This is a genomic window from Methanoregula sp. (assembly GCA_041645435.1).
In the GTDB taxonomy this organism is placed as follows: Archaea; Halobacteriota; Methanomicrobia; order Methanomicrobiales; family Methanospirillaceae; genus Methanoregula.
Map to the genome: position 1 here is coordinate 168,077 of JBAZQB010000002.1, position 25,255 is coordinate 193,331.

The following is a 25,255-nucleotide window of genomic DNA, read 5'->3' on the forward strand; positions in this document are numbered from 1 at the left end:
TTTTAAATATGCACAATCTCCAGTCCCGGCACCTTCTCCTTCAGATATTCCCCCAGCAACCGCCGGTGACACTGCTCGGCCGTCGGCTCGCTGCACAGTAAACACCCGTTCTCCAGAATTTTCGTGTCAATCTTGCCGATGACATTCCTCTTTGCGAGCATCTCTTTGTATGCGGCCTCATATTCCGGCCACAAAATCTCGCCTTTCTGCCACTTCTTCAGCAACGATTCTTCCGGTGCGGCCTGGATGAAATAAAAATAATCAATCCCCGCAATGGCTTTCAGGAAATAGTCCAGATCGTTGCCCTTAGAAAAACCGGCAAGCTGCGAGTGGTTGTTCAGCCGGATGTCGATAAGAGTTTTCACGTTGTTTTTAATCAACAGGCCAAAAAAGGTCTTTGCATCCTTCTTGGTAAACCCGATAGTAAAAAGTTTCATCAAAAGCCTCGATTCAGAATAAACTCTTCTGGATCAGTTTTTTCGTACGTTTACCGGAAAATGAATCTGACATGGGGGACATATCAATCACCGGATTGCTGATGTATGTCGGCTCGCTCACAACGGGAGGATCCTGCACCCCGTTTTCGATCTTCTCAACAGAAGGAACCGGCATAACCCCTTTTTCCGTTATTGCATTCTCCTCAACGGGAGCCATATAATCCTTAGTTTTGTAAGCGATCTTCTTGTTCAGTTTTTCATACATGGTATCTACAGGATTGACCTGTTCGCTGGAGATGGTGGCCTGCTTATTATCGATAACTGAATTGATCAATTCCTTTTCCAGATCTTCATTCTCCTGCAACTTAATTTCAGGACGTACATGAATGACCTTGATCCCTTTTGACTGGAGGACCCGCGAGATCAGGGCAAACCGGTGGCATCTCTCCGGCTCCTTCTCAGCGCACATCAAAGCAATCTTCTTCCCGGTAGAAATGATGGATAATACTTGGTTGATGCCGTCTTGGAACTGCTCTGTATTCTGGACTTTCAGGTAATTGACGGTACCATCAGGAAAGAGCAGGTTGGGATTTGAGTACCTGCCACCGATTTTATCCCCCATGTATCGGTAATCGATTTTATTCTTTATCAGGGATTTTTCCAGATTATCCCGGTTGAAATAAAGATTATATTTACTATACGGGGAGCTCCGCACGTCAATGATAGTATCTATCCCGGTTTTTTGCAGGAAATAGAGGAATAACTCAATCGGGTAATCTCCGTAGCCGATGGTGAAACATTTTTTCGGTACGATATCTTGGTTCATAGAGATGATTACCTCAATGTAATTGTCGGTATAATTCCTACGATAAGCCGATAATGGTACACCGCATTTCCGATTGGAAATCCTTCTCCCACACCAATGGTAATAAAACAGTCATCGATAATTTTTCCATCCTCATTCTTTGATTGGCTGATCGTATTTTCATATCCTTTATCTGTAATTGCTAGATTATATGTCCGTGAATCGTATTCAAATTTTAATCGGTGCTGAGGATTTCCCTTGATTGAAGTTGTATGGACTATCTCTGTCTTATTAATTGAATGGGTTAATCGAATAAAATTAAGTGACGATTTTAAAGGACTGGCCTGAATTTCTTCTGCGGAATAATGATCTGAATTCTGATCATCTTTACCAATAAACAATGTCGTAAAATCATCTATGAGTCCAAAAACCTTCCTTGGGATAAATGGTGGAAGGGGGGTCCAAGGTTTACCATCAATAGAAATATTTTCAGGTTGGCAATAATCACCGCACGGATCGCCAAAGCTGATCCGCACACAATCTAATAATTGCGGTCCCGATTTTGCCACATTGAGCGCTATAAAATCTTCTCCAGAAAATGCTGATTGATCCAGACGGGGTTTTCCCCGCCCCAGAATATTTATCGGTCGAATCCATTCTCCAGTGGACAGATCTTTTCCAGCAATGCAATGACCATCATGCCTGCGTGAATTTGCGAGAATGATAATATTTTTGTGAACCATTGATACCTGCCCCTTGCTGCTATTTAGTGTAAATATATCTGATGTTTGATTAATTTACGGATTTATAAACAAGCCCAATGTAGTGTGAATTTGAAATGACTTCTGTGTATTCAGATCTCCCGCATTCCTCTTTTCCATTCAACCGCATCCAATCAACTCCCATCCACACCTAACCGGGCACGCCCGGTCGTCCGCCCCATCCCTCTCCCATCCGGCGTGCGAATATAAGAAAATCTTTGGCGGATAGGAGCCGGTGGTCAATTGAAAGAATTACTAACCGAACCATACACTGGGTTCCCTTTCAGTTCGCCAATTCAATTTTTTAATAAACCACTGCCCAAATAATTTCAACCGGACCTTGATTGAAAAAGATCAACCGGATCCTGTTTACAAATTTTCAATCAAACCCTGCTCAAATTTTTTCAATCAAAGCTTGAATTTAATTTTTCTACCGGACTTTGAATTTTAATTTTCAACCACACCTTGCCTGAAAAAAATAAATCAAACCTTGCCAGAAAATTTTCAATCGACCCCTCAGCCCTTGATTGAAATTCGCTCACAGATCAACCAGACCCTGCTTGAAAATTTACAAACACGATCCGGCTCATGATAAAAAACACAAAATTAAGTAAAAACACCGCGCACATCAGACGTAAACACGCACCGGCATCGCACCAAAACAGCACATCCGGCCGCTCAGCCGGATCAACCAGACCTTGCTCAAAAAATTTCAATCGAGTACGCGATCGCGTTTGAAAATCGCAAACGGAGCAATCAAACCTTGTTCAAAAATTTTCAACCGGACTTTGATTTTTATTTTTAAACCAGACTCTGCTCAAAAAATTTCAATCGGATCTTGCTCAAAAACTTTCAACCAGCCTTCGATTTTTATTTTTCAACCAAACCCTGTTCAAAAAATTTCAATCGGATCTTGATTAAAAACTTTCAACCAGACTTCGATTTTTATTTTTCAATCAGACCCTGCTTGAAAAGCCACCCTCTCCCCAACAAACAAAAACAGCAAAACCGAAATGGGCCTGACCGGATTCGAACCGGTGACCTCCGCCGTGTAAGGGCGACGTCATAACCAACTAGACCACAAGCCCAATTTCTTACTAATGTCACCCTGAATACTATTAATAGTGTTGATACGAGAAATTCCGTTTAAGGGATTAAAAAAAATTATTCTTTTTTAGGAGGAAGCTTGATATCGATGCCGAACTTCTCCGCATTCTTATCTGCGATCGCCTGGATCGCCGCGATCTCCGCATCCTGCCGCGTGGGTTTGAAGAGGTGGCGGAACCGCTTCTGCGTCTTTAAGTACTCCTCAACCGGCTTGCGCACCACTTTTTTTACCTTGGTAACCTTGCCCTCGATCATCTCGTAGTTGACCCAGAGCCCGGTCTCAATCGCGAGTTTTGCAATCGCGATAGTCTGATCGCCTTCAAATCCCCACCCGGTACAGCAGGGAGCATGGACCTGCACATAGCAGGGACCCGGGGTATTGATCGCAGTCTCCACCTTCTTGAGAAGGTCTGCGGGATAGGCAATCGAGGTGGTTGCCACGTAGGGTGCACCATGTGCGGCAAGGATTGCCGGCATATCCTTCTTGGGCCGCTTGTTCCCAAATGAACATTTGCCGGCCGGGCTGGTGGTGGTGCTGGCATCGTACGGTGTTGCACCGGAGCGTTGGATACCGGTGTTCATGTAGGCCTCGTTGTCGTAGCAGATGTAGGTGAAATCGTGGCCGCGCTCGAAAGCGCCGCTGATACAGATCATGCCGATATCAAACGTTGCCCCGTCGCCCGCCATGATCACGATCTTTTCCTTGCGCCCCTGTTTTTTGAGCGCCGCCTCGACTCCCGACGCAACTGCTGCCGCATTCTCAAAGAGTGAGTGGATCCACGGCACTTTCCACGCAGTTTCTGGGTACGGGGTGGAGAACACTTCCATGCATCCGGTAGACGAGACAAAGATCGACTCCTTGCCGGCCGCCTTCGTGACGAGCCGTGCCGCAAGGGCTGCGCCGCAACCCCCGCAGGCCCGGTGGCCGCAGTCGAACAGGTCACAAGTTTTTTCTGCCATCTTAGATCAACTCCTTGCGCAGACCGTAGAACTGATCGTCCGGTCCCTTCTCGGAAAGTGCGACAATCTCCTTGATGTCCCGTTTCCTGACGTCCCTGCCGCCGAGTCCCAGCACATAGCCCTTCACCGGGATACTGGAGCCATACATGGCGTCCCTGACTTCCATCACGGTCGCGCCCTTTGCCCCGAGCGAGATGTTCTTGTCTAGCACCGCAACGCGCTTCACATGGGAGAGCATCTTTGCGATCTCTTCTGCGGGGAAGGGCCGGAAGACGCGGATCTTCAGCAGCCCGACTTTCTTTCCGTCTGCCCGCATCTCATCGATCGCATCCTTGACGGTCCCGCAGATGGAACCCATCGCAACGATCGCGGTGTCTGCATCATCGAGTTTGTAGCCCTCGATAAGGGCGCTGTAGTCCCGGCCGAACATGGTGCCGAACTCCTTGCCTGCCTTGGCGATCACGTCTTTTGCCCGTTTCTGGGCCTGATCCATCTCGTACCGGAACTCAAGGTAATATTCAGGGGTGGCATACATGCCGAAACTGATCGGGTCCGCAGCGTCAAGGCGCTCGGACGGGTTGAACTTCGGGAGGTACTTGTCCACATCTTCCTGCGTGAGCATATCCACCGGTTCATACGTGTGCGAGAGGATAAACCCGTCAAAGCAGACGAAGGCAGGAAGCTGGATGGCAGGGTCTTCTGCCACTTTGAAGGCGAGCAGGTGAAGGTCGGTTGCTTCCTGGTTGTCCTCGGCATAGAACTGGAGCCAGCCTGCATCCCGGAGGGAAATTGAGTCCTGCATATCATTCCAGATCGATAACGGTGCTCCCAGTGCCCGGTTGGCAATCGACATGATGATGGGCAGGCGCATACCCGCTGCGTTGAAGACTACTTCGGCCATCAGCATAAGTCCCTGCGAGGTGGTTGCGGAATATGTCCGGGAACCCGCTGCGCTTGCACCCACGCAGGCAGAGAGAGCGGAGAGTTCATTCTCAACCGTGATGTATTCGGCATCGAGCTGGCAGTTGGCCACAAAATCAGCCAGTGCTTCGACAATATGGGTCTGGGGTGTGATCGGGTAGGCAGAGATCACCTGCGGACGGCAGAGACGGACTGCCTCTGCAATGGCATGCGACCCCTCGGTTATCTCCATCATTTACTTCTCCTCCTGTTTCATCGCGATCGCTTCTTTGGGGCATTCAGCTGCGCAGATCCCGCAGCCCTTGCAGTAGGTATAATCGGGATCGAAGAACCCTTCTGCATCCTCATGTACGCATCCCTCGGGACAGAGCGTCTGGCACATCCCGCATTTCGAGCACTTCTCGTGGTCGAAGACAGGCTTGAACACGCGCCACGAACCCGTCTTGTTGTCCCGCGCTTTTCCCGGCCGTGCCCGGCACCCGACAGCGAGTGCCATTATGCCGCCCCCTTGACCATATCGAATGCCACTTTGGCGGCAGCGATATTCTTTGCCGCAAGCTCCTTGGGGAAGCGGTTATTGAGTGCCTTTTCCAGGGCTGAGAACTGGATCTCTCCTGTTGCGGCAGCAAATGCTCCCATGAGCGAGGTATTGGTGATAGGCAATCCTATTGCCTTGAGAGCAATCGAGGTGGCATCGATCGTAATAAGTTTAACCCCTTCAGGAACCGTATAATCCGGCTTCTTTTCGGTGTTGACGATCACGATTCCTCCTTTCTTTACGCCCATGAAGACGTTTACGTCTTTGATTAAGGTGCTGTCCTGGACAATGATGTAATCAGGTTCATACACCTGGCTGCGCAACCGGATCGTTTTGTCATCGAACCTGACAAATGCCTGCACCGGAGCCCCGCGCCGTTCAACGCCAAACGCCGGGAATGCCTGGGCAAAGACGCCGCCTTCAAACGCGGCGACTGCAATCAGTTCGGCAGCAGTGACTGACCCCTGGCCACCCCTGCCGTGGATACGTAGTTCTCTCAAGGAAAATCCCTAAATCATATTACATGATTAATCGATATAAATCCTAGAGATCTACATCGAGCCCGAGAATTTCTTTGTTTCCGGAAAAAACGTCCCGGGCAATCCGGGCAAGGCCCCGTGAAGCGCACCATTCGTCGTATACGGCCACATCCGTGTCCAGAAGTTTCCTTACTTCAGGGGCAATTGCCGGTGCGAGGCTTCCTGCAAGGGCAATAGCAGCGCGGGGGTTTAAGAGGCGGAGTGCGGCACATTCCATGGCAGAAAACATGGCAACCGCCGGGATGCGCTCTTCTTCAGCCAGGGAAAAATTCACTCCCGCATGCTGGAATGCCTCGTTTGCGGTGCACTCCCCTGCATCGATCTTCCGGATCGCATCCACATCGAGCGCACCGTGCAAAGTTCCCGGCGCAAATATGCATGCATCAAAGGCTCCCGTGATCTTCCCCTGGGAAACAAGCAGGCTTACGGTGTTGGAACTCACATCGGAAACGATAACGTTCCGCCCCAGGTCATGGCAGGCTTCGTAGGCAATGCCGATCTTCTCCGGGCTGGTCTGGTGGGAATACACCTTGAAGCGCGGGTCCGTTGGTGAACCCCGGTGAAGGCCCGGGATGACGATTGCCGGAATGCCGCTCTTTGCAACTTCGTCAAAGACTTTTGTGCCTCCGCCAATGTGTTTGCCGGCACCCTCACGGCTGATGATCCCCCGGTTCTGCACCTTGCCGATGGAGGTGATGGACGTAATACGGTCCCCCATGGAATAGCAGAGCGCAATTCCCTCTATCTCGTCGATCGGGCAGAGCAGGGAGAGAGCACTTAGGGAAAACTCTCTGGCAGCCTCCCGCGAAAGTTTGAACTGCCCGCTCTCTCCGGCAAACCGCATTGCGGTAGTGCCGTGATCAATGCCGATAAACATAGCAGTAATCCTATAGCATGGATGACATAATAGGTATTGATGTTTGATGTGGTAACAGGAGGAGCCGGTTTTATCGGCTCGCACCTGGTTGACACGCTCGTTGCACAGGGTAACGAAGTTTTGGTGATTGACTCGCTTTGCGCAGGACGCAAAGAGACGATTGCACGGCACCTTGATTCCTGCAAGGTCCGGTTGTTACAAAAAGATCTGCTCACCGATAGCTGGCAGGACGCGATCGAAGGCGCAGACCGGTTTTTTCATCTCGCAGCAGATCCCGATGTCCGCCAGAGCGCGGTGAACCCGGACCCGACAATACAGAACAATATCATCGCTACGTACCGGGTGCTCGAAGCCATGCGGCTGCACCAGGTTCCCGAACTGGTGTTCACCTCGACTTCAACGGTTTACGGCGATGCAGCGGTTATTCCCACGCCGGAAGATTATACACCCCTTGAACCTATATCCGTGTACGGGGCGAGCAAACTTGCCTGCGAGTCCCTGATCTCGGCATACTGCCACTCGTTCGGCATAAAGGCTTACAACTTCCGGTTTGCCAATATCATCGGCGCCCGGAGCGGTCACGGGGTCATCACCGATTTCATAAAAAAACTGGAGCAAAACCCCAAAGAGCTTGAGATTCTTGGCGATGGCAAGCAGACAAAATCCTATCTCGAAGTGCACGAATGCGTTGCGGCGATGCTCTTTGCTGTCGGGCATGCCCGGGGTACGGTCAATACCTTCAATATCGGGTCCGAGGACTGGATCGATGTGAAGAGTATCGCGGAGATCATATGCGAAGAGATGCACCTCCCCGGCACGAAGTTCCGGTTTACGGGTGGTGAACGCGGGTGGGTCGGGGATGTGCCAAGGATGCAGCTCTCGGTTGAAAAGATCAAGGCGCTGCGCTGGAAACCCCAGCTGGGTTCCCGCGAGAGCGTGCGGATCGCCGTGCAGGCAATGCTTGCAGAACGATAACGAGGCATTACGATGAAATATATGGTAATCTGTGGCGACGGCATGGCAGATGAGCCCATCGCTTCGCTCGGCAACAAGACTCCCCTCGAATATGCAAAAACCCCGAATATGGACCGGATGGCACGCGAGGGTGCCTGCGGGTTGCTGCGCACCATTCCGGAGGGTTTTGAGGCGGGCAGCGATATTGCCAACATGTCGATTCTCGGGTATGCTCCGGAAAAATACTATACCGGCCGAGGTCCGCTTGAAGCATTGAGCATGGGCGTTGACCTTGCACCGGGCGACGTGGCGTACCGCTGCAACCTGGTGACTGTCGAAGATAATTCGATGGTGGATTTCTCTGCCGGTCATATTTCCAGTGAGGAGGGAGCCGCGCTCTTTTCCTCACTTCAGGAGGAAGTTCCTGAGGTTATGCTCAAAGCCGGTGTCAGCTACCGCAACCTGCTCGTTGTCCCTGACGGAAAAGGGGCCGCTTCGACTCCTCCGCACGATATCGTGGGCCAGGGAATCTCACCCTACCTGCCCAAAGGGGGCGATGCGGAACTGCTCCTGCAGTGCATGGAAAAAAGCCGCCATGTATTTGATCGCCATCCGGTGAATACTGCCCGGAAAAAGGCAGGCAAACGCATGGCCACCCGGATCTGGCCCTGGAGCGGCGGGCACAAACCGGCATTTCCCCTGTTCTCCCGTAAGTATGGGAAAAAAGGCGGCATCATATCCGCAGTCGATCTCTTAAACGGGATTGGACGCTGCGCTGGCATGGAAGTGATCCATGTTCCCGGTGCAACCGGGTACCTTGATACGGATTATGATGCAAAAGCGCGGTATGCGCTCGCTGCAATGGGGCACCTCGATTTCCTCTACCTGCACATCGAAGCACCCGATGAAGCCGGGCATATGGGGAGTATTGAGGAGAAACTAAAGGCGATTGAGCGGGTGGATGATGTTGTCGGCATGATTCTTGAACATTTTGACGGTGTTGTGGCCGTACTGCCGGATCATCCGACCCCGATACGGGCAAAGACGCATACCCGCGATCCGGTACCGTTTGCGGTGCTGGGAAAAGGAACGGATAATACCCTGGAATTTTCAGAAATGTCCGCCCGGTCTGGTGGGCTTGGCACGAAAAACGCCGTGGATTTCCTGGGTTTCTTATTCGGCTAAAAGGAGTGTGGCATCAGTACCCTGCTTCATCACCAATCAGTGGGGGTAACTTTCATCATCTGCCACAAAATTTCAGAATATTTTGTTTAAACAACCCTATAAAGTTATTGACCCGTCTCTCTATTCCTGATAAGAAAAACATAAACCGGTGATCAGTCCCCGAAATATGTTTAATACTCCGCCCTGCGAACTTAGAACACAGCATAGATAAAAATGGTTTCTTTGGGGGTTATTCAAGCACGCTCAGTCTCTCGGCAGTGACCAAACAGATCGGCGGCCTTACCGCGGTGAACAAGGTAAGCCTGGAGATCGGAGACGGCCAGATCGTCGGTCTTGTGGGTCCGAACGGTGCAGGGAAGACCACGCTTTTGAATATTATCTCCGGCATCCTTCCCCCAACCGGCGGGACGGTCACATTCTGTGGCGAGGACATTACTGGTATGAAACCGGACCGGATCTGCCGGAAGGGGATCGCAAAGACGTTCCAGATCGCCGAATCCTTCCCCGACCTGACCGCCAAGGAGTGCGTGATGATTGGCGTCCTTTTCGGGAACGACACAGCGCCATCAATGAAAGAGGCACAGTCACAGGCACTTTCGATACTGGCAGACGTCAACTTCCCCCCAGAGAAGGCTGAAACCCTCAACCGGAACCTCAATGTCGTCGAGCTCAAGCGCCTGCAGCTCGCCCGGGCGCTCGCATCACGCCCAAAACTCCTCCTGCTCGACGAACTCACCACGGGTCTCAACCCGAAGGAGAGCAATGAGGCCGTGGAGCTGATCCGGAAGATCCGGGACCGGGGAACCTCCATCCTCATCATCGAGCATGTCATGAGCGTCATCATGGGGGTTTCAGATCGCATCGTCGTGCTCGATCACGGTGAGAAGATTGCCGATGGCCGGCCGTACGAAGTCGTGAACAACCAGCAGGTTATCGATATCTATCTCGGTGACTTCAACGCTTTTTAACGAGGGAAGAAACATGCTCGATGTGACCGGTCTCAATGTCTTTCACGGGAACCTGCAGGTTGTCTGGGACCTGAGTTTACGGGTTGGAAAAGGCGAACTCGTAACCCTGATCGGACCGAACGGCGCCGGAAAGACGACGACGGTTGAGACCATCATCGGACTCAACCGGAACGCATCGGGTTCGATCGTTTTCGAAGGAGAGAGTATTCTCGGTCAGCACCCCTATGCTCTCTATAAGAAAGGGCTCGCGCTGGTCCCGGAGAAACGCGAGATCTTCCCGAAGATGCCGGTCGTCGAGAATCTCCTCCTCGGCGGGATTGGCACGGATGAAACCGAGAAGACTCTTGCGCATATCTACCAGCTTTTCCCGATCCTTCTGGAGCGTGAACACCAGATGGCCGGGACCCTGAGCGGCGGCGAGCAGCAGATGCTTGCAATAGGCCGGGCCCTTATGTCGAAGCCCCGTCTCCTCATTCTCGATGAACCCTCAACCGGACTCTCCCCTCTTCTTGTTGGTCAGGTTTTCAGATCCCTCGAGCAGCTTGGCAGGGAAGGAATGACGATTCTTTTACTTGAGCAGAACGTCCGGCATGCGCTCAATATGTGCAACCGTGGGTACGTCCTTGAGAACGGCAGGATTATCAAAGAGGGGAAGGCAAAGGAGCTCAAGCGCGACCCGCATATCCAGAGGGCATATCTCGGATTTTAAAAAAAAGCTCTGGAACCATTTTATAGTAATTTTGCTGGTTTTATAGTGTTTTATACGAGGAAGCAGCTGGGGATGGAACCCTGCTTTCTTAAAAAAGGGAGGGAGGTAAAATTATTCCCGTTGCGGCTTCGCACCGGTCTCATTCCTTCCGCGTCCCTTCCACCATACCTGTATCCGTTCCGGCAGGTTCACAAGCCCCTTGGGCAGGAAGATGATCGTCAGGATAAGGATGAACCCGACGATGACGTACCTTCCGAACGTCAGCCCTGTTGCCTTAAGCCCCTCCCAGATGACCGTGAGCACGATCGTGCCGATGACCGGTCCTGCAAGAGTGCCAAGACCGCCTAGGATTACAAAGGTAATTGGCCAGAATGAGTTGTCGACACCATACAGTTCCGGGGTCAGATAACCGATATGATGGATCTGTATCGCCCCGGCAACGCCGGCGAGATACGCGCTTATGGCAAACGCAAAGAGCCGGTAACGGACGGGATCGACACCGGCAGAGCGGGCTTCTACCTCGTTCTCCCGTATCGCGAGGAACGCGAGGCCGATCCGGGATTTCATGATATACCAGATTGCGACCAGGGAAGCGATCGTGATGATGAGGACCGCGTAGTATTCGATAAGCTGGTAGCCGGGGATAGAAGGGCTCAGGAGACGGGGCGATGCGATCCCGTCCCAACCGCCGGTAATGGGCGCGAGCACACTGACTGTCAGTGTCTGGACGATGATGGCAAACCCGAAGGTGACCATCGCAAGGAACCACTCCTTGAGCCGGACGCAGGTGAGCCCGATAAGCACGCCGATAAATGCGGCAACCGCGGCCCCGAGAAAGATAGTGATGAACGGGGAGATGCCGCTCTGTACCGCAATCATGGTCGAGGCGTAGGCCCCTATACCAAAGAATGCGGCGTGGCCGAGTGAGCCCTGCCCCGAGAACGCGAGCAGGTTCCACGCCGATGCAAAGATGATGGAGATGAGCATAAGGACGAGCAGGTTTATGAGGAACATACTGTCCGAGAGAACCGGCACGGCAGCCGCGATTACGAGTATTGCAACGAGCCCGTATTTTGTCAGGTCATCCCGTTTGAAGTTCACGTTCTCACTCCCCTTTCTCCCCGAACAACCCGGTCGGCCTTACAACGAGCACAACGATCAGGATAATGAACGAGACTGCGTCCTTCCATATCCCCCCGAGAAGGTATGCTGCGCTGTTCTCGGCGATACCCATCAGGAGCCCTCCGATAATTGCGCCCGGGATGCTGCCGAGCCCGCCAAGGATGATGATGGCAAAGGCCTTCACCGCAGGTATCGATCCCATGTATGGGTTGAAGACCTGCCCGCTTACTACCCAAAGCGTCCCTGCTGCAGCCGCAAGTGCGCATCCGAGGCCAAAGCTGATGATGTCGATCCGCTCGACATTGATCCCGACGAGCATCGCACCTTTCCGGTTCTGGCTCGTTGCCCGCATTTCCATGCCGGTCGTCGTCTTTTTGAGGAAGAAGTAGAGGGCAAACAGGATCGCAGCTGTGAAAGCCACGATGATAATGTAATCGAGCGGGACGCTGAGCGAACCAACAGGGACCGTGATGCCGTCATAGGGGCTCCTGACGCTCTGCCAGGCGTCGCCCCAGATCATTGCGGCACCGTTCTGGAAGATATAGATAAGCCCGATGGAGAGGAAGATCTCGTTGAGTTTGCCTGTGCCAAGAATGGGCCGGAAACAGAGCCGTTCGACAATTGCCCCGATGCCAATGAGCGCGAGCATGGACAGAAGGATAATTACATAGGGATTAATTCCGGTCAGGAAAAAGATCGTCGCGGTGATGTACGCACCGATCATCAGGAACTCCCCGTGTGCAAAGTTGACGATCTTCATGACCCCGAAGATGAGGTTCAGGCCGGTGGCGAGCAGGATATAGATACAGCCGGCATACAGCCCCCAGAACATGATCTGCAGAAAAATACCAAGGTTGTCCATCACTGCCTGCCTTCCATTTGTTTATGCTATAAAATCGTCCGCCTGTGATAAAAAAGGGATGTAATGGATTTATGCGCTGCCGGCCGTGTACCAGGAAGGCAGTGCAAAGGCCGTTGTCTTTAAGTTGTCTGGCCAGACTATCGCGGGTCGCGTCTCACCGAGGGTCTGGTTGAACGATAGCTGTTCCATCCAGAGGTCGAAGGTCGACTCACGGAAGTCCGGTGAGAATGAGATGGTCTGGTCCTTCATTGCTTCGATGACCTGGGGCATCTTCAGATTGACGAGTGCCTGCCTGACGGTTGCCTTGTCGGTGGTTCCCGCGTTGCCGATTGCCTTTGCAGCGATGAACACTCCCTCATAGGTGGAGGCGCCCATCATGTCCGGGTAGGTACCGAACTTGGTGAAGTATGCCTGCTTAAAGGCGTTCTGGGCATCCGCGACAGCACCGGCCGGTGCAGTGTAAGGCGAGAACCTGCTCTCGATGATGGCTCCCTCGCCGTACTGCCCGAGATCCTTGTAGAACTGGGCGTTGTCATTGTTCTCAACGTTGAGGAAGATCGTGTTCAGACCAATGTCCCGCCGCGCCTGGGTGATGATCGGGGCACCTTCGTTCGGGAATGCCGCGATGTAGACCGCATCGGGGTTTGCTGCCTTGATCGCGGTCAGCTGCGTCCTGAAGTCGCTCTCGCCCATCTTGAAACTCTGCTGGGAGACGAGCTGGATATTGAGCTTCCCTTTCGTGATGGTATTGTTTACTGCAGTCTGCACACCTTTGCCAAACGCGGTATCCTGGTATATCAGCGCGAGCCGGAGCGGGCGGTCAGCGGAAAACCCCGACTTCTTTGCAATGGCCGACCGGATGACCTGGTCGATGAAGCTCGTAGTATACTGGCCGTATGTGTCGGTTGTCGGGCAGTGATGGAAGACATAACTGGTATCAATATCGGTGCGGTGGGTGATGATGGGGCTCGATGCACCGGTAACAATGTACGGCACCTTGTACTCCGCGATAGTCTGTTCATATGCGGAAGTTACTGCACTCGAGTACCCGCCAACAAGGATATCCACCTTGTCATCGGTGATCAGCTTGGTTGCCGCTTTCTGGCCACCCTGCTGAGTTGACTCGTCATCTCCAACGATCAGCTTGATCTGGGCCTTTGACCCGTCTTTTAAGGTCACGCCGCCATCGGCATTGATCTTGTCAGCGGCGACCTGTGCCGACTGCCACATGTTGTTGCCGACATTGCTTGCAGGGCCGGTCAGTGATACGATGACTCCTATCTTGATGGTACCCTGAGAAGCCGACGTTGTCTGTTGCTGCGTTGCTGCCTGCTGAGTACAGCCTGCGAATAATGTGGCCAAGACAAGCAGGGCCACGATAAAGAGAACCGGGTATTTCATTCCATATCCCCTATGCTATGAGATAGCATGGCACATTAACTGTCGATAGTTAAGCTAAAAAGAATATCGATTTATACCCGGAAAAATTCCGTTAAAAACTGCCGGCAGGTGTATCCTGAGAATGCCTATGTGAAAGGGCTGAACGAACTTGCTGACCGGTTATCCCGGAAGGAAAAGGATCGGCCCAAAATAGCGGGGCAATCATGAGGGAATTGATACATGTTCCTCATATTCCACCCGTGCGCCTGAGGGAATGGCTGCTGAAGATCAGTGATATCTCCATGCATCGGAGGGAATATGGATCTCAAACCGGGCTCCCCTGCCTGCTACCCCGGTCTCAACGATGCGAATGCCGGTCACGGCAAGTATCTCCCGGGAGAGTGTGAGGCCCAGCCCGGTATTTTTCCCGTACCCGCGTTTGAAGATCAGTTCCTTTTCTTCATCAGCAATACCTACACCATTATCCTCGAATACTACCCCCAGTTCCCCATTTATCCGTCCTTGGCTGTATATCTGGATCAGCGTGGGTGGTCCGCCATGCCTCAGCGCATTTTCCAGCAGGTTGTAGATTACTTTTTCCGTGAGAGGATCGGCATAGATATCGATCGATTCAACACGGGAAGTTATCTCCACTCTTTCGCGGGCGAGGTTGTTGACAGCCCGGATGATCATCGGCCCGAGTGCCTGCCAGACCGGTTTGTGTATGCCTATATCTTCGTACTGGCTGGAAAACCGAAGATGACTGGAGATATTCTCAACTATCTCGAGGCTTGCTGTGAGGTGGGGAAGAGAGACGGGATCAGTTTCCCCTTCTTTAAGCAGTGTCAGGTACCCGTTAAGGGCTGTGATAAGGTTGCTGATATCATGACGGGTCAGCTGACTTAACAAGGAGATCTTTTCATTGGCCCGACTGAGGGCCTGTTCTGATGCTTTCCGGCTGGTGATATCCCGCAGGATCAGGACAAATCCTGCCGGTTCGCCATCCGGGTCTTTTACCAGTGAGCCGGCAATGCTGACCACTTTGCATTCGCCACAATCCAGTTCTGCCTCGAGATCTGATACCATTCCTTGCTCCCGGATTGTAGCCCGTAAATTCTGGCACGCTGAAAGGGGAAGGAGAATATCGAGAGACTCTCCGGGAAGATCTTTTTCTTGTTTCTCAAGAATTTCTGCTGCTGACGAATTACTTACGATAATGCGGCCATCCAAATCAGTAAGGATCAGTCCATCGGGCATCGTGTGGATGATGTTCATAGCAGCGGATTCCGGGGTAATGGTGAAGAGCCCGTGTCTGAGAATGGAATAGGAAATAATTACGGAGAAGCAGACGATGCCTATAAAAACCAGGTTCGGGAGATATATCCCGAATGCCGGGAGAAAAACCCCGGAAAGGGATCCAAACAGCATGACAACAACGATACCAATGCTGATAAAACCGTTCTGTTGCCGGATAATTCCCGGCCCCCGTTTATGCCATGAGGAAAGGCCGACATACAGGGCAAAGACCATCACCAGAATTATAAAGACCGATTCGGCCTGGTACGCCAGACTTTCCCGGACGGGCACATAGACGAACCCGAGTTCCGGCTGGTAAACCACTGTGAAGATTGATTCTGTGACCAGTTCGATAAAGGTTATCGCAAGTGCAGGCAGGTAGAGAAAAATCACCAGGTACCTGAGGTTCTCCTTTTTTGCAAGCGGGTGTTCGGTTAATGCGAGAACGAAATGCAGGGTGAATGCGATAGTGAGTGTCCAGAATGAACTTGCTTTAAGCCAGAACCAGACCCCGTTATATCCTTGGGCAGTCCAGATGAGATACTCCCCCGCTGCCCAGTACGTGGCCATGAGCATGGCTGCAAGAAAGAGGCGGTTTGCCATCGATTTGGGATTTTTTGCATAGACATATACCCCAAGACCGTACGTAATGGCAGCAGATACAAGGCAGAAGAATACAAGGACGGGGAGAATATCCATAGATTGTTCAAATCCGCACGGTCGCTTAGAAAACGGGCACTGCAATCAGGTCTCCTGCTGATCTGCTCTAAGCATACGGCATGTAAGAGGTTTTGCGATACTGCCCGTAGTTATTTTAATCTGGGTTTTTTTAAAAGAAAACACTTCTCTTATTATTTTTCAGGGATTGCCCGACCCATTTTTTTGACTATAATCCGGCAGGACAACAAATTCCAATGGAGTTAATACTGATCGCGTAAACGTGTACTACGATGAAAAAGAACCTGCTGATGTGGGATGAAACACTCTTCCGCGACCCGGAGGTGCTGGAGATTGATTATGTTCCCGAGCAGTTCGAGTTCCGCGATGCCCAGATGCGCGAACTCGCGTTCCAGATCCGTCCCGCCCTCAGGGGGGGACGCCCGTTAAACACGGTCTGCAAAGGGTTGCCGGGCACGGGAAAGACAACAAGCGTCCGGAAGCTCTTTGCCGAGATCGAAGAGACAACAAAAAAACTCGTACCGGTTTATATCAACTGCCAGATCGACAACACCAAGTTTGCCATCATCTCGCAGATCTACAAAAAACTCGCCGGCCATCTACCCCCCTCTTCCGGCACATCGTTCAAACAGGTGTTTGACGCGGTTGCCCGGATACTGGTCAAAGACGAGATTGTGCTGCTCGTAGCGCTCGACGATGCGAATTATCTCCTCTACGAAAACGAGATCAACAAGGTGCTCTACACCCTCCTCCGCTCCCACGAGGCCTATGAAGGCACCCGTATCGGCGTGATCGTGATCATCAGTGATATGGATGTCGACCTGTCACGGGCAGTAGATGCCCGGGTTGCCTCGGTCTTCCTGCCAACTGAGATTTATTTTGAACCTTACGGGGATGCCGAAGTGCAGGAGATCATGAAAGCGAGAGTGATGCAGGGACTGTTCACCAGTGTGCTCAGCGATGACCTGCTCAGCCTGGTTGTCGAAAAGACCCTTGCCTGCGGGGATCTCCGGGTGGGTATTGATCTCCTGAAGCGGGCAACGCTCAGTGCCGAGCGTGCTGCCCGGCGCAGTATCGAACGCGAGGATATCTGCGGTGCATACGAGATATCGAAGTACCTGCACCTCTCCTACACGGTAAAGACCTTAAAAGACGAGGAGCGACAGATTCTCAAATCCTTTGCAGAGAGGAGCCTTAAGGAATCCGATATGAACGCAGGCGAGGTTTACAAATCCCTCAAGGAATCGCTCTCGATTGGTTACACCCGGTTCTATGAGATCGTGAAAAAGATGGATGCGCTGCGTCTGATCAACCTCCAGTACCGCGACGGAAAAGGCAGGACCCGGATTATTACTCTCCGTTACGAGCCGGTAAAGGTTCTTGAATACCTTTCATAAATCCATATCCCCTTTTAACATCCAAACGTTTGAAAAATATTATCTATCCCCAAAACCCTCTTTTATGATACAGAGGGTTTTTGTTCATGCTGAGTGTTAACGAACTGGCACTGGAGATTTTTGATAATCTGGCCGATCTGGCTGAAGAATTCAACGCCTGCTATCATGAACTTGATAACGGGGCACGCATTGTTGACTGTGGTGTAAGTGTACGCGGCGGCTATGCAGCCGGCAGGGCTTTTACCGAGATCTGCATGGGCGGTCTTGGCGAGGTGAACTTCCGCATGGGACACATCAAGGAGTTCCCGATGCCCTTTGTCGATGTCACCACGGACTTCCCGTCGATCTCCTGCCTTGGTTCACAGAAGGCCGGCTGGACCGTCAAAGTGGGCAACTACTTTGCGATGGGCAGCGGCCCGGCCCGGGCGCTCTCCTTAAAGCCGAAGCACACCTTTGAAGTCATTGAATACGAAGATGACTACGATTGTGCCGTGATGTGCCTTGAGAGCGACCACCTTCCCAATGCAGAAGTCATGGAAAAGATCGCGGAAGAGTGCCACGTCGATGTGGCCAATGTCTGTGCGGTTGTTGCACCCACGTCCTGCCTGGTCGGCTCGATCCAGGTCTCCGGCCGGTGCGTCGAGACCGCGGTATACAAACTCAACGAGCTCGGGTTTGATACCCGGAAGATCATTGCCGCAATGGGAACTGCACCGGTTCCCCCGGTGCGGGGAGCCAAACTTGCGATGGGGGTCACCAATGATGCCACGATCTACCACGGCAGGATCAACCTCACGATGAATGCGCCCGAGATCAAGGACTACCTCGCAAAGATCCCGAGCAGCAGTTCCAAGGGATACGGTAAACCGTTCAACGACATCTTCAAGGAAGCAGGGTATGATTTCTACAAGATCGATACCTCGCTCTTCTCACCCGCAGAAGTCATCATCAACGAGCTCTCAACGGGCTCTGTCTACCATGTCGGTGCTGTGAACCCCGAAGTGACGCTGAAGTCATTCGGGCTCCAGTAAAATCTCCACTCTCTTTTTTTCTCTCCAGATTTTTAAAAGGGGAATTCCAATATGGAATTCATTTTCTTGTGGTGTCTTGTCAGTTCAGGAGAATAGCAATGCAGGAATATTCGCATGATTGCCGATGATAAACCAACGATGATGTCTTGCCCAGGATTTTTTTCTGAAGGAATCCTAGTGAACAGGTCAAATCATTTAGGAATACTGCAAGGCATTGCTCGGTTTTTCCCACGGGGAAATATTTTCTGATATCCCTTTATTGGAATTATATGATGGATAAGAGATTTTCTTCCATGATCGTTGTTGGCGTTATACGGCGAATACTGGTCGGAGTACCCGTGGGGGGTTTGAGCATTATGGTAATCACCTGATTCGGAACGATTGGTGCTGCAGGATTGATGCGGATGACAAAATGCTCTTCGTACTCAATCCTGTTATTGGGATTACCTACCTCATTTTGCACAGAGAGTATCCCCCATCTTCCTGGTGGGGGATTGCCCCGGAATCCCTCGACAGGCTTGAGGGTTTCAGTTCGGATTGCATCCGCATATACGATGACCAGCTCTTCTATCTCCATGGATTTTATGTCAGGTACAAGACCGACCGTAAACGTGATGGTATCAACGGTGCCCCGTGGTATGCCCAGTCCGGTCACGTCCCCGAAAACCTGCAGCACCTGACCGGGTTGCAGATTACCCTGAGGGTTTATTGCTGCAGGTGCTGGTGTTGAGGTGTCCTCTCCAATGCAGCCGGCTGCAAGGACACCTGATATAAGCATGAGTGTCAGGAAAAAGAAATACCCCTTTCCCATGGATTGTCCTGCCATATGGTGTAGAGAAACTCTGTGGAGGAACTTAAAAAACAATGCTATCAAACACAAAAAAATGGGGATAAGAAAATCTTCGGCAGCCTCGACTGAATAAGGATCAGTAGCCATTCAGATCCTGCCTGAAACGATCGATTTTACCGTTGTGACCCTTCTTGCAGAATCGCGCGTGATTCAATAGCAGGTTATTCTTCATTATATCAGCCAGTGGATCTAGTATCATCTCTCACGTGTTTTTTCCGGATTCACTGTTCCATACCTTGAAGTGAACAGGTAGCAATAATTAATCAGAATCCCATGAATGCGACTCCTCTGGACAAACAATCGCTTGACCAGCTTAAAGAAAAGACTGCCCGGCTGTCTGTCCTGTCCAACACCTGTCTGGTACTCATGAAATTTGTTGTCGGGTTCGCAATCGGTTCGGTCAGCATTATTTCAGAAGCTATCCATTCCGCTATGGATCTGATAGCTGCAGTGATCGCATTTTTCTCGGTGCGGAAATCTGCAGAGCCTCCGGATGCAGCACATTCGTTCGGGCATGGAAAGTTCGAGGATATATCGGGGCTTATTGAAGCCCTCCTCATCTTTGTTGCGGCGATCCTGATCATCAGGGAAGCCTTATCAAAACTTCTGGGTGAACCCTCCGAGCACTTCACCCCGGAACTGCTCATCTATGGTATTGCTGTCATGGGTATCTCGGCACTGGTCAACTGGTATGTCTCCCAACGGCTTATGAAAGTGGCAAAACAATCCGAGTCCATTGCGCTTGAAAGTGATGCGTGGCACCTGCGGACGGATGTGTATACTTCAGCGGGTGTGATGGTCGGACTCGTCCTGATCAAGCTGACCGGCATTGCCATCTTCGACCCGCTCTTTGCGCTTGGTGTCGCCGTTGTGATCATGAAGGCAGCCTATGATCTCACGGTCCGCTCATTCTCTGATCTGATCGATCACAGCCTGCCAAAAGAAGATAACAAGCGCATCGAAGAGATCATCTGCGAGCATGCAAGCGATTATGCCGGATTCCATGATTTAAAGACTCGGCGTTCGGGCCCGGAAATATTTATTGAGTTTCATCTTGTCATACCCGGGGAGGTGACGGTCTACCAGTCCCATGATCTTGCGGATCATCTGGAATCTGATCTTAAGATCGAGTATTCCCGGGCGAATATTACGATCCATATAGAACCGTGCAATGAAGGGTGCACCCGGTGTGGTTCGTTCTGTACTTTTTATAATAAAAATAAGGCATGCGAAAAACGCGTTCCTGAATAAATGAATACATCCCCCTTTATTTTGAAAAGGTTTTATTGAGTCGTCATCCCGGTCCGGTTTTTGCGTTGCTCCAGTACTTGTAGCATTCAAACCAGACAACGCTCACCACACCAGCCCCTGCACAGCCAATAAGATCAACAAATGATACGGAACCAAACCTGAAGAGCGCTTGAAGTACCGGGACTGAGAGGACAAGGATCAGGCAGACCAGTGTTCCTGCAAACACCCACACCATTGCCTTATTCGGTGTGCGCAATGTGGTAACTATGGTTTCAGACCAGGACCGGTTTGTCAGGATCAGGCAGAGATTTGCAATCACAATCGTCGTGAATGTCAGTGTCCTCACTTCTGCCTCACCAAAGCCCCTTCCGAGCGCATTTGCGTAAACCATCAGGACCACCCCTAAGACAACAAATCCCTGGAGGAGACTGAGCCCGAGGGTCTTTTTCGAAAAAAGCCCTTCCTCTTTGTGCCGTGGGGGGCGGGTCATTACGCTTCGTTCTTCTTTTTCTGCTTCAAATACGATCGAACACGCAGGATCAATAATCAGTTCGAGAAAAACGATATGCACCGGCAGAAGGATAAGGGGCAGGTTGAAAAGAACGGGTATGAGTGACATACCGGCGATAGGAACGTGGATGGAGAAGATATATGCCATCGCTTTTTTCAGGTTATCAAAAATCCTCCGTCCCAGTCGCACGGCTGACACAATGGACGTAAAGTTGTCATCCAGCAGGACAAGCGACGAAGCTTCCCGGGCAACATCGGTTCCCCGTCCCCCCATAGCAATGCCGATATCTGCGGATTTTAATGCCGGGGCATCGTTCACCCCGTCACCGGTCATAGCAACAACGTCCCCGTTTGCCTTGAGGGCATTGACAATCCGCAGTTTCTGTTCAGGAACAGCCCGTGCAAAGAGAGTTGCGCTCCGAATACGTTTCTGAAGCTCCGCGTCACCCATCTGTTCAAGCTCAGCGCCGGTGATACACTGGTTGGTATCGGCAAGACCGATCTGCCGCCCGATATTCTGTGCAGTGAGGGGATAATCCCCGGTTATCATGATCACGCGGATCCCTGCGGTATAACATTCCTTCACCGCATCTGCCACCTGGGGGCGGACCGGGTCGGCAAACCCGACAAGCCCAAGGAAGGTAAACGTAAAAACATGTTGTTCTGTGGGCAGCTTGGGTTGGGTGAACGATGCCTTTGCAACGCCAAGGATGCGAAGTCCCTGTGCAGCCATCGCGTTGATATCTTCGGCCAGAGCTTGCCATTCATTCTCGCTGAAATGGCACAGGTCTGCGATTGCTTCAGGCGCTCCTTTTGAGGCGATGATATAGTCATTGCCACCGGGAGACCGCCATACATTTGACATGGCAAGCAGTTCGGGGCAGAGCGGATATTCGACAATCAGTTCCCAGAATGTATGGATGTGTTCCGTCTTTCCAAAATCGCCTTCCCGGAGCCGGATCAATGCCTTTTCCATGGGATCGAACGGATCCTTTTTACAGGCAAGGATGGCAAACTCGGCAAGTTCGTGACAGATATCTGCTACCGAATTGTTCCCGGTGGCATCATGTTCGCACATCTCCCCACCGGCACAAAAAGTCTGTACGGTCATCCGGTTCCGGGTGAGAGTGCCGGTCTTGTCAACGCAGAGCACGGTTGCCGAACCAAGAGTCTCTATCGCAGGCACCTGCCGGGTCAGCACATTTTTCCGGGAGATCCTCCAGGCACCCAGTGCAAGAAAGATCGTCAGGATTACCGGGAACTCTTCGGGCAGGATCGCCATTGCAAGGGTAATTCCCGCAAGAAGCCCTTCAATCCAGTTCCCCCGGGTCAGGCCATAGACGACAACGATAATCCCGCACAGGAAGAGGCCGACAATAGCGATTGTGCGGACAATCCGCGAGATCTCTCCTTTAAGTCGTGTCTCCCCGCGCTGGACGGTTTGCAGGACTGTCCCGATCTTTCCCATCTCGGTCCGGGCACCTGTTGACCTGACTTCTGCGAGACCCTGGCCCTGCACGACCATTGTTCCGGAATAGACAAAGGGCTGGTCATCCCCCCCGGGTCGTTCGGCTCTCATTCCTTGTTTCCACGGGACTTTCCGGACGGGTACTGATTCTCCGGTCAGGAGCGATTCATCAACGGACACATTGTTTGATGAGAGAAGGATACCATCAGCCGGGACCCGGTCGCCTTCAACGAGGATGAGCATATCGCCTGTTACCACTTCGCGGCCCGGAATCCGTTTCTGTTCCCCGTTACGGATCACCAGTGCACGTGGACTCGAGAGATTCCGGAGTGCTTCCAATGCCCGTTCGGTCTTCTGTTCCTGATAGACTGTGATAGCGATGATGACAAACACAAAACTCATCAGCATGAAACCCTCGGTGATGTCCCCAAGGACAAAATAGATCAGGCCGCTTGCTACCAGCAGAATAAACATCGGCTCGTGGATCACTTCAAAAATGATGCCAAAAATACCGCGTTTCTTTGACTCAGGAAGTTCATTGAATCCCTCGGTCATGAGTTTTTCAGCAGCTTCTTTGTCAGAAAAACCGTTGACAGATTCGATATCCAAGAGAGGCATTATCGAGTTCCCTTTTGGAGCAGTTCACCCTATATCATACATCATCCAGATATTGTTTTTACCTTTTGCGGTCTTTTTTTGTCAGAAGATGTAATGTACCAAGAGAATTCTTTCCACAACAGGCATAACAAGGATCGAAATATCTGAACTTTTTTGGAACTGGAAAATACAGATTATATTTTTTCCGGTTTTGAAACCCACGATAAAAAAAAATTATTCTGACCGTTTCATCATGAGCAGGAAGGGCAAGAGTAAGACGATTGCAAAAACAATCCAGAAGTTGCCAAAGAGATAGAGCAGCTGTTCGCGCCATGGGTCATAAAACCGGATCTCGAAGGTCCGGATTTTACTCCACTGGATGCGTGTGGTATTGTCAGCAAACCGCGTGATGTTTGCTCCCGGGTTGATGCTGGCGAGCAGGGGATTTCTCACATCCAGTTCGGCCGGGAGAATAACACTCACGTTGTACTGGTTGTCGTAGTTTGCCTGGAGGGTATTATCCTTCAGCGGGGCTACGTACGAGACGGTGTAATTACCCCGCAAAAATGTGATCGCTGAAGGTCTGCCCCAGGCTTTGCTCCAGTTAAATTCGCACGGGGAACAATTTCCGGATATGCTCACATTGCCAACGTTGATGGCAACGTCCTCCCCCAAAAAACCGACATCGGCAAACTGATACCGGTCTGCGCTGGAGATCTCGACGGAAGCGGTGTATGCGGTCCCGTTGGGAAAAATCTGGTAATCTGCCGATAGTGCACCTGCTGCCGGAACTGCTGCCAGCAGGATTACAAGTGCAGCGCAGAGAGCAGCGAGGGTAGATCGGCGTCGATCTCGGTTGGGGGTTCGCATTGTTTGATCACCGTATCCGGATCCTTGAGCAGATGTCCGGTCACTACGCAGACGATCTTCTCGTTCCGGTCAATCATTCCCATCTCTACCAGTTTGCGTATACCGGCAACTGATGCCGCCGATGCCGGTTCGACACCGATGCCTTCTTTGCGGGCAAGATCTCGCTGCATTCGCAGGATCTCTTCATCGGTTACTGTCTCAGCAAGCCCCCCGGTCTTACGGATTGCCATTAATGCCTTTTCTGCATTGACCGGTGCTCCGATTCTTATAGCCGTTGCGATGGTCTCGGGATTTGCTTCGGGTATTACTACCGGCAGGTTATCGCGGATGGCCCGGACAATCGGGCTGGAACCCTGTGCCTGGATGCCGGTCATCATCGGCAGCCGGTCGATGAAACCGAGTTCCTGCAACTCCAGAAACCCTTTGTATACTGCAGAGATATTGCCTGCATTGCCGACCGGGAGCACAAAGCGGTCCGGTATTTCACCGAGCTGGTCGAGTGCTTCAAACCCGATGGTCTTCTGTCCTTCTAACCGGTAGGGATTGATGGAGTTGAGCAGGTACAGCCCATGGGACAGGCAGAGATCGTGGACCATCTCAAGCGCACGATCGAAGTTGCCCCGGATGGAGATGACTTTTGCGCCATGCATCAGGGCTTGTGCGACTTTCCCGACTGCAACCTTTCCTGCGGGAAGCAGCACAACGGCCGGGATACCTGCTTTTGCCGCATACACTGCAAGGCTGGCTGAAGTATTGCCGGTACTTGCGCAGGCAACACTCTTCTTGCCGAGCTGGATGGCCATCGATACACCGACCGTCATGCCCCGGTCCTTGAACGAACCGGAGGGGTTCATGCCCTCATGTTTGGCATACAGGTGAGGCAGTCCCATCTCTTCTCCCAGTTTTTTTAAGTGATAGAGCGGGGTGCCGCCTTCGTGCAGGGTGACGGGGGAGATCGTGACCGGCAGCAGTTCCTTATAGCGCCAGACCGAAAGCGGCCGCTGGTTCCAGGTTGACCTTTTAATCGAAATTTCATCCAGCGGGTATTTCACCGCGAGCAGATGGCCGCATTTTGTACAGTTATAGAGGATCTCGTCAGCGGGATAGGTGGCTCCACAGTTGACGCACACGAGATGGTACATGGAATAGTGTTGATCTGCCAGATACATATAGGCGTGCGGT

General features: G+C 51.7%; 23 protein-coding genes and 1 tRNA gene. 7 read left to right on the plus strand and 17 right to left on the minus strand.

The genetic code is table 11. The features are described 5' to 3' along the window. Window positions 1–2: 2 nt before the first annotated feature. From WC593_04465 to WC593_04505, 9 genes are all read right to left on the minus strand, one after another. Window positions 3–437 (minus strand): DUF488 domain-containing protein, encoded by a 435-nt coding sequence (locus WC593_04465; GenBank protein ID MFA4824393.1) that lies wholly within the window; start codon window positions 435–437, stop codon window positions 3–5. A 13-nt stretch (window positions 438–450) separates the two neighbouring features. After that, on the minus strand, window positions 451–1,263 hold the full coding sequence (locus WC593_04470; GenBank protein ID MFA4824394.1) for a DUF488 domain-containing protein: 813 nt from the start codon (window positions 1,261–1,263) through the stop codon (window positions 451–453). Between the two features lie 8 nt (window positions 1,264–1,271). Continuing rightward, complete coding sequence (locus tag WC593_04475; protein MFA4824395.1) at window positions 1,272–1,985, minus strand: hypothetical protein; 714 nt, start codon at window positions 1,983–1,985, stop codon at window positions 1,272–1,274. Window positions 1,986–3,017: 1,032 nt separating this feature from the next. After that, window positions 3,018–3,091 (minus strand) — tRNA-Val (locus WC593_04480). A gap of 76 nt (window positions 3,092–3,167) precedes the next feature. Then, complete coding sequence (locus tag WC593_04485) at window positions 3,168–4,070, minus strand: thiamine pyrophosphate-dependent enzyme (GenBank protein ID MFA4824396.1); 903 nt, start codon at window positions 4,068–4,070, stop codon at window positions 3,168–3,170. Window position 4,071: 1 nt separating this feature from the next. Continuing rightward, the gene (locus tag WC593_04490; GenBank protein MFA4824397.1) at window positions 4,072–5,226 is read right to left on the minus strand and encodes a transketolase C-terminal domain-containing protein; all 1,155 of its coding nucleotides are present in this window, start codon (window positions 5,224–5,226) and stop codon (window positions 4,072–4,074) included. Further along, window positions 5,227–5,487 carry a 4Fe-4S binding protein gene (locus tag WC593_04495; protein ID MFA4824398.1) on the minus strand — a complete coding sequence of 87 codons (261 nt, stop codon included), beginning with the start codon at window positions 5,485–5,487 and terminating at the stop codon, window positions 5,227–5,229. After that, window positions 5,487–6,029, minus strand: a complete 543-nt coding sequence (locus WC593_04500; GenBank protein MFA4824399.1) for a pyruvate ferredoxin oxidoreductase subunit gamma — start codon at window positions 6,027–6,029, stop codon at window positions 5,487–5,489. Before WC593_04500 ends, WC593_04495 begins: the two co-directional genes overlap by 1 nt. Before the next feature lie 43 nt (window positions 6,030–6,072). Next, window positions 6,073–6,945: a methanogenesis marker 12 protein gene (locus WC593_04505; protein MFA4824400.1), complete on the minus strand. Its 873-nt coding sequence runs from the start codon at window positions 6,943–6,945 to the stop codon at window positions 6,073–6,075. A 39-nt stretch (window positions 6,946–6,984) separates the two neighbouring features. Between WC593_04505 and WC593_04510 the strand changes: the two genes are divergently transcribed. The 4 genes from WC593_04510 to WC593_04525 all read left to right on the plus strand — a co-directional run bounded on the left by WC593_04510 (window position 6,985) and on the right by WC593_04525 (window position 10,761). Continuing rightward, on the plus strand, window positions 6,985–7,920 hold the full coding sequence (locus WC593_04510) for an NAD-dependent epimerase/dehydratase family protein (GenBank protein MFA4824401.1): 936 nt from the start codon (window positions 6,985–6,987) through the stop codon (window positions 7,918–7,920). A 12-nt stretch (window positions 7,921–7,932) separates the two neighbouring features. After that, a complete protein-coding gene (locus tag WC593_04515) occupies window positions 7,933–9,084 on the plus strand; it encodes a cofactor-independent phosphoglycerate mutase (GenBank protein MFA4824402.1) in 1,152 nt (383 codons plus the stop codon). 257 nt (window positions 9,085–9,341) lie between these two features. After that, on the plus strand, window positions 9,342–10,052 hold the full coding sequence (locus WC593_04520) for an ABC transporter ATP-binding protein (protein ID MFA4824403.1): 711 nt from the start codon (window positions 9,342–9,344) through the stop codon (window positions 10,050–10,052). A gap of 13 nt (window positions 10,053–10,065) precedes the next feature. Then, window positions 10,066–10,761 carry an ABC transporter ATP-binding protein gene (locus WC593_04525; protein MFA4824404.1) on the plus strand — a complete coding sequence of 232 codons (696 nt, stop codon included), beginning with the start codon at window positions 10,066–10,068 and terminating at the stop codon, window positions 10,759–10,761. A gap of 111 nt (window positions 10,762–10,872) precedes the next feature. On the opposite strand, the gene WC593_04530 is transcribed toward WC593_04525, so the two are convergent. The 4 genes from WC593_04530 to WC593_04545 form a co-directional block, all read right to left on the minus strand. Next, window positions 10,873–11,862, minus strand: a complete 990-nt coding sequence (locus WC593_04530; protein ID MFA4824405.1) for a branched-chain amino acid ABC transporter permease — start codon at window positions 11,860–11,862, stop codon at window positions 10,873–10,875. 4 nt (window positions 11,863–11,866) lie between these two features. Then, on the minus strand, window positions 11,867–12,745 hold the full coding sequence (locus WC593_04535) for a branched-chain amino acid ABC transporter permease (protein MFA4824406.1): 879 nt from the start codon (window positions 12,743–12,745) through the stop codon (window positions 11,867–11,869). 69 nt (window positions 12,746–12,814) lie between these two features. Next, on the minus strand, window positions 12,815–14,146 hold the full coding sequence (locus WC593_04540) for an ABC transporter substrate-binding protein (GenBank protein MFA4824407.1): 1,332 nt from the start codon (window positions 14,144–14,146) through the stop codon (window positions 12,815–12,817). A 267-nt stretch (window positions 14,147–14,413) separates the two neighbouring features. Further along, window positions 14,414–16,120, minus strand: a complete 1,707-nt coding sequence (locus WC593_04545; GenBank protein MFA4824408.1) for an ATP-binding protein — start codon at window positions 16,118–16,120, stop codon at window positions 14,414–14,416. Window positions 16,121–16,371: 251 nt separating this feature from the next. On the opposite strand from WC593_04545, the gene WC593_04550 reads away from it, so the two are divergent. Together WC593_04550 and mch are read left to right on the plus strand one after the other, a co-directional pair. After that, on the plus strand, window positions 16,372–17,496 hold the full coding sequence (locus WC593_04550; protein MFA4824409.1) for an ORC1-type DNA replication protein: 1,125 nt from the start codon (window positions 16,372–16,374) through the stop codon (window positions 17,494–17,496). A gap of 86 nt (window positions 17,497–17,582) precedes the next feature. Next, on the plus strand, window positions 17,583–18,527 hold the full coding sequence (gene mch, locus WC593_04555) for a methenyltetrahydromethanopterin cyclohydrolase (protein ID MFA4824410.1): 945 nt from the start codon (window positions 17,583–17,585) through the stop codon (window positions 18,525–18,527). Window positions 18,528–18,792: 265 nt separating this feature from the next. Here mch and WC593_04560 read toward each other — a convergent pair whose 3' ends face one another. Beyond that, complete coding sequence (locus WC593_04560) at window positions 18,793–19,353, minus strand: hypothetical protein (GenBank protein ID MFA4824411.1); 561 nt, start codon at window positions 19,351–19,353, stop codon at window positions 18,793–18,795. Window positions 19,354–19,650: 297 nt separating this feature from the next. Between WC593_04560 and WC593_04565 the strand changes: the two genes are divergently transcribed. Next, window positions 19,651–20,628 (plus strand): cation diffusion facilitator family transporter, encoded by a 978-nt coding sequence (locus tag WC593_04565; protein MFA4824412.1) that lies wholly within the window; start codon window positions 19,651–19,653, stop codon window positions 20,626–20,628. A 43-nt stretch (window positions 20,629–20,671) separates the two neighbouring features. Here WC593_04565 and WC593_04570 read toward each other — a convergent pair whose 3' ends face one another. The 3 genes from WC593_04570 to thrC all read right to left on the minus strand — a co-directional run bounded on the left by WC593_04570 (window position 20,672) and on the right by thrC (window position 25,215). Next, the gene (locus WC593_04570) at window positions 20,672–23,224 is read right to left on the minus strand and encodes a cation-translocating P-type ATPase (GenBank protein MFA4824413.1); all 2,553 of its coding nucleotides are present in this window, start codon (window positions 23,222–23,224) and stop codon (window positions 20,672–20,674) included. A gap of 213 nt (window positions 23,225–23,437) precedes the next feature. Continuing rightward, window positions 23,438–24,073 carry a DUF5803 family protein gene (locus tag WC593_04575; protein MFA4824414.1) on the minus strand — a complete coding sequence of 212 codons (636 nt, stop codon included), beginning with the start codon at window positions 24,071–24,073 and terminating at the stop codon, window positions 23,438–23,440. Continuing rightward, window positions 24,010–25,215, minus strand: coding sequence for a threonine synthase (gene thrC / locus WC593_04580; GenBank protein ID MFA4824415.1), 1,206 nt, complete (start codon window positions 25,213–25,215; stop codon window positions 24,010–24,012). Before thrC ends, WC593_04575 begins: the two co-directional genes overlap by 64 nt. Window positions 25,216–25,255: the final 40 nt, after the last annotated feature.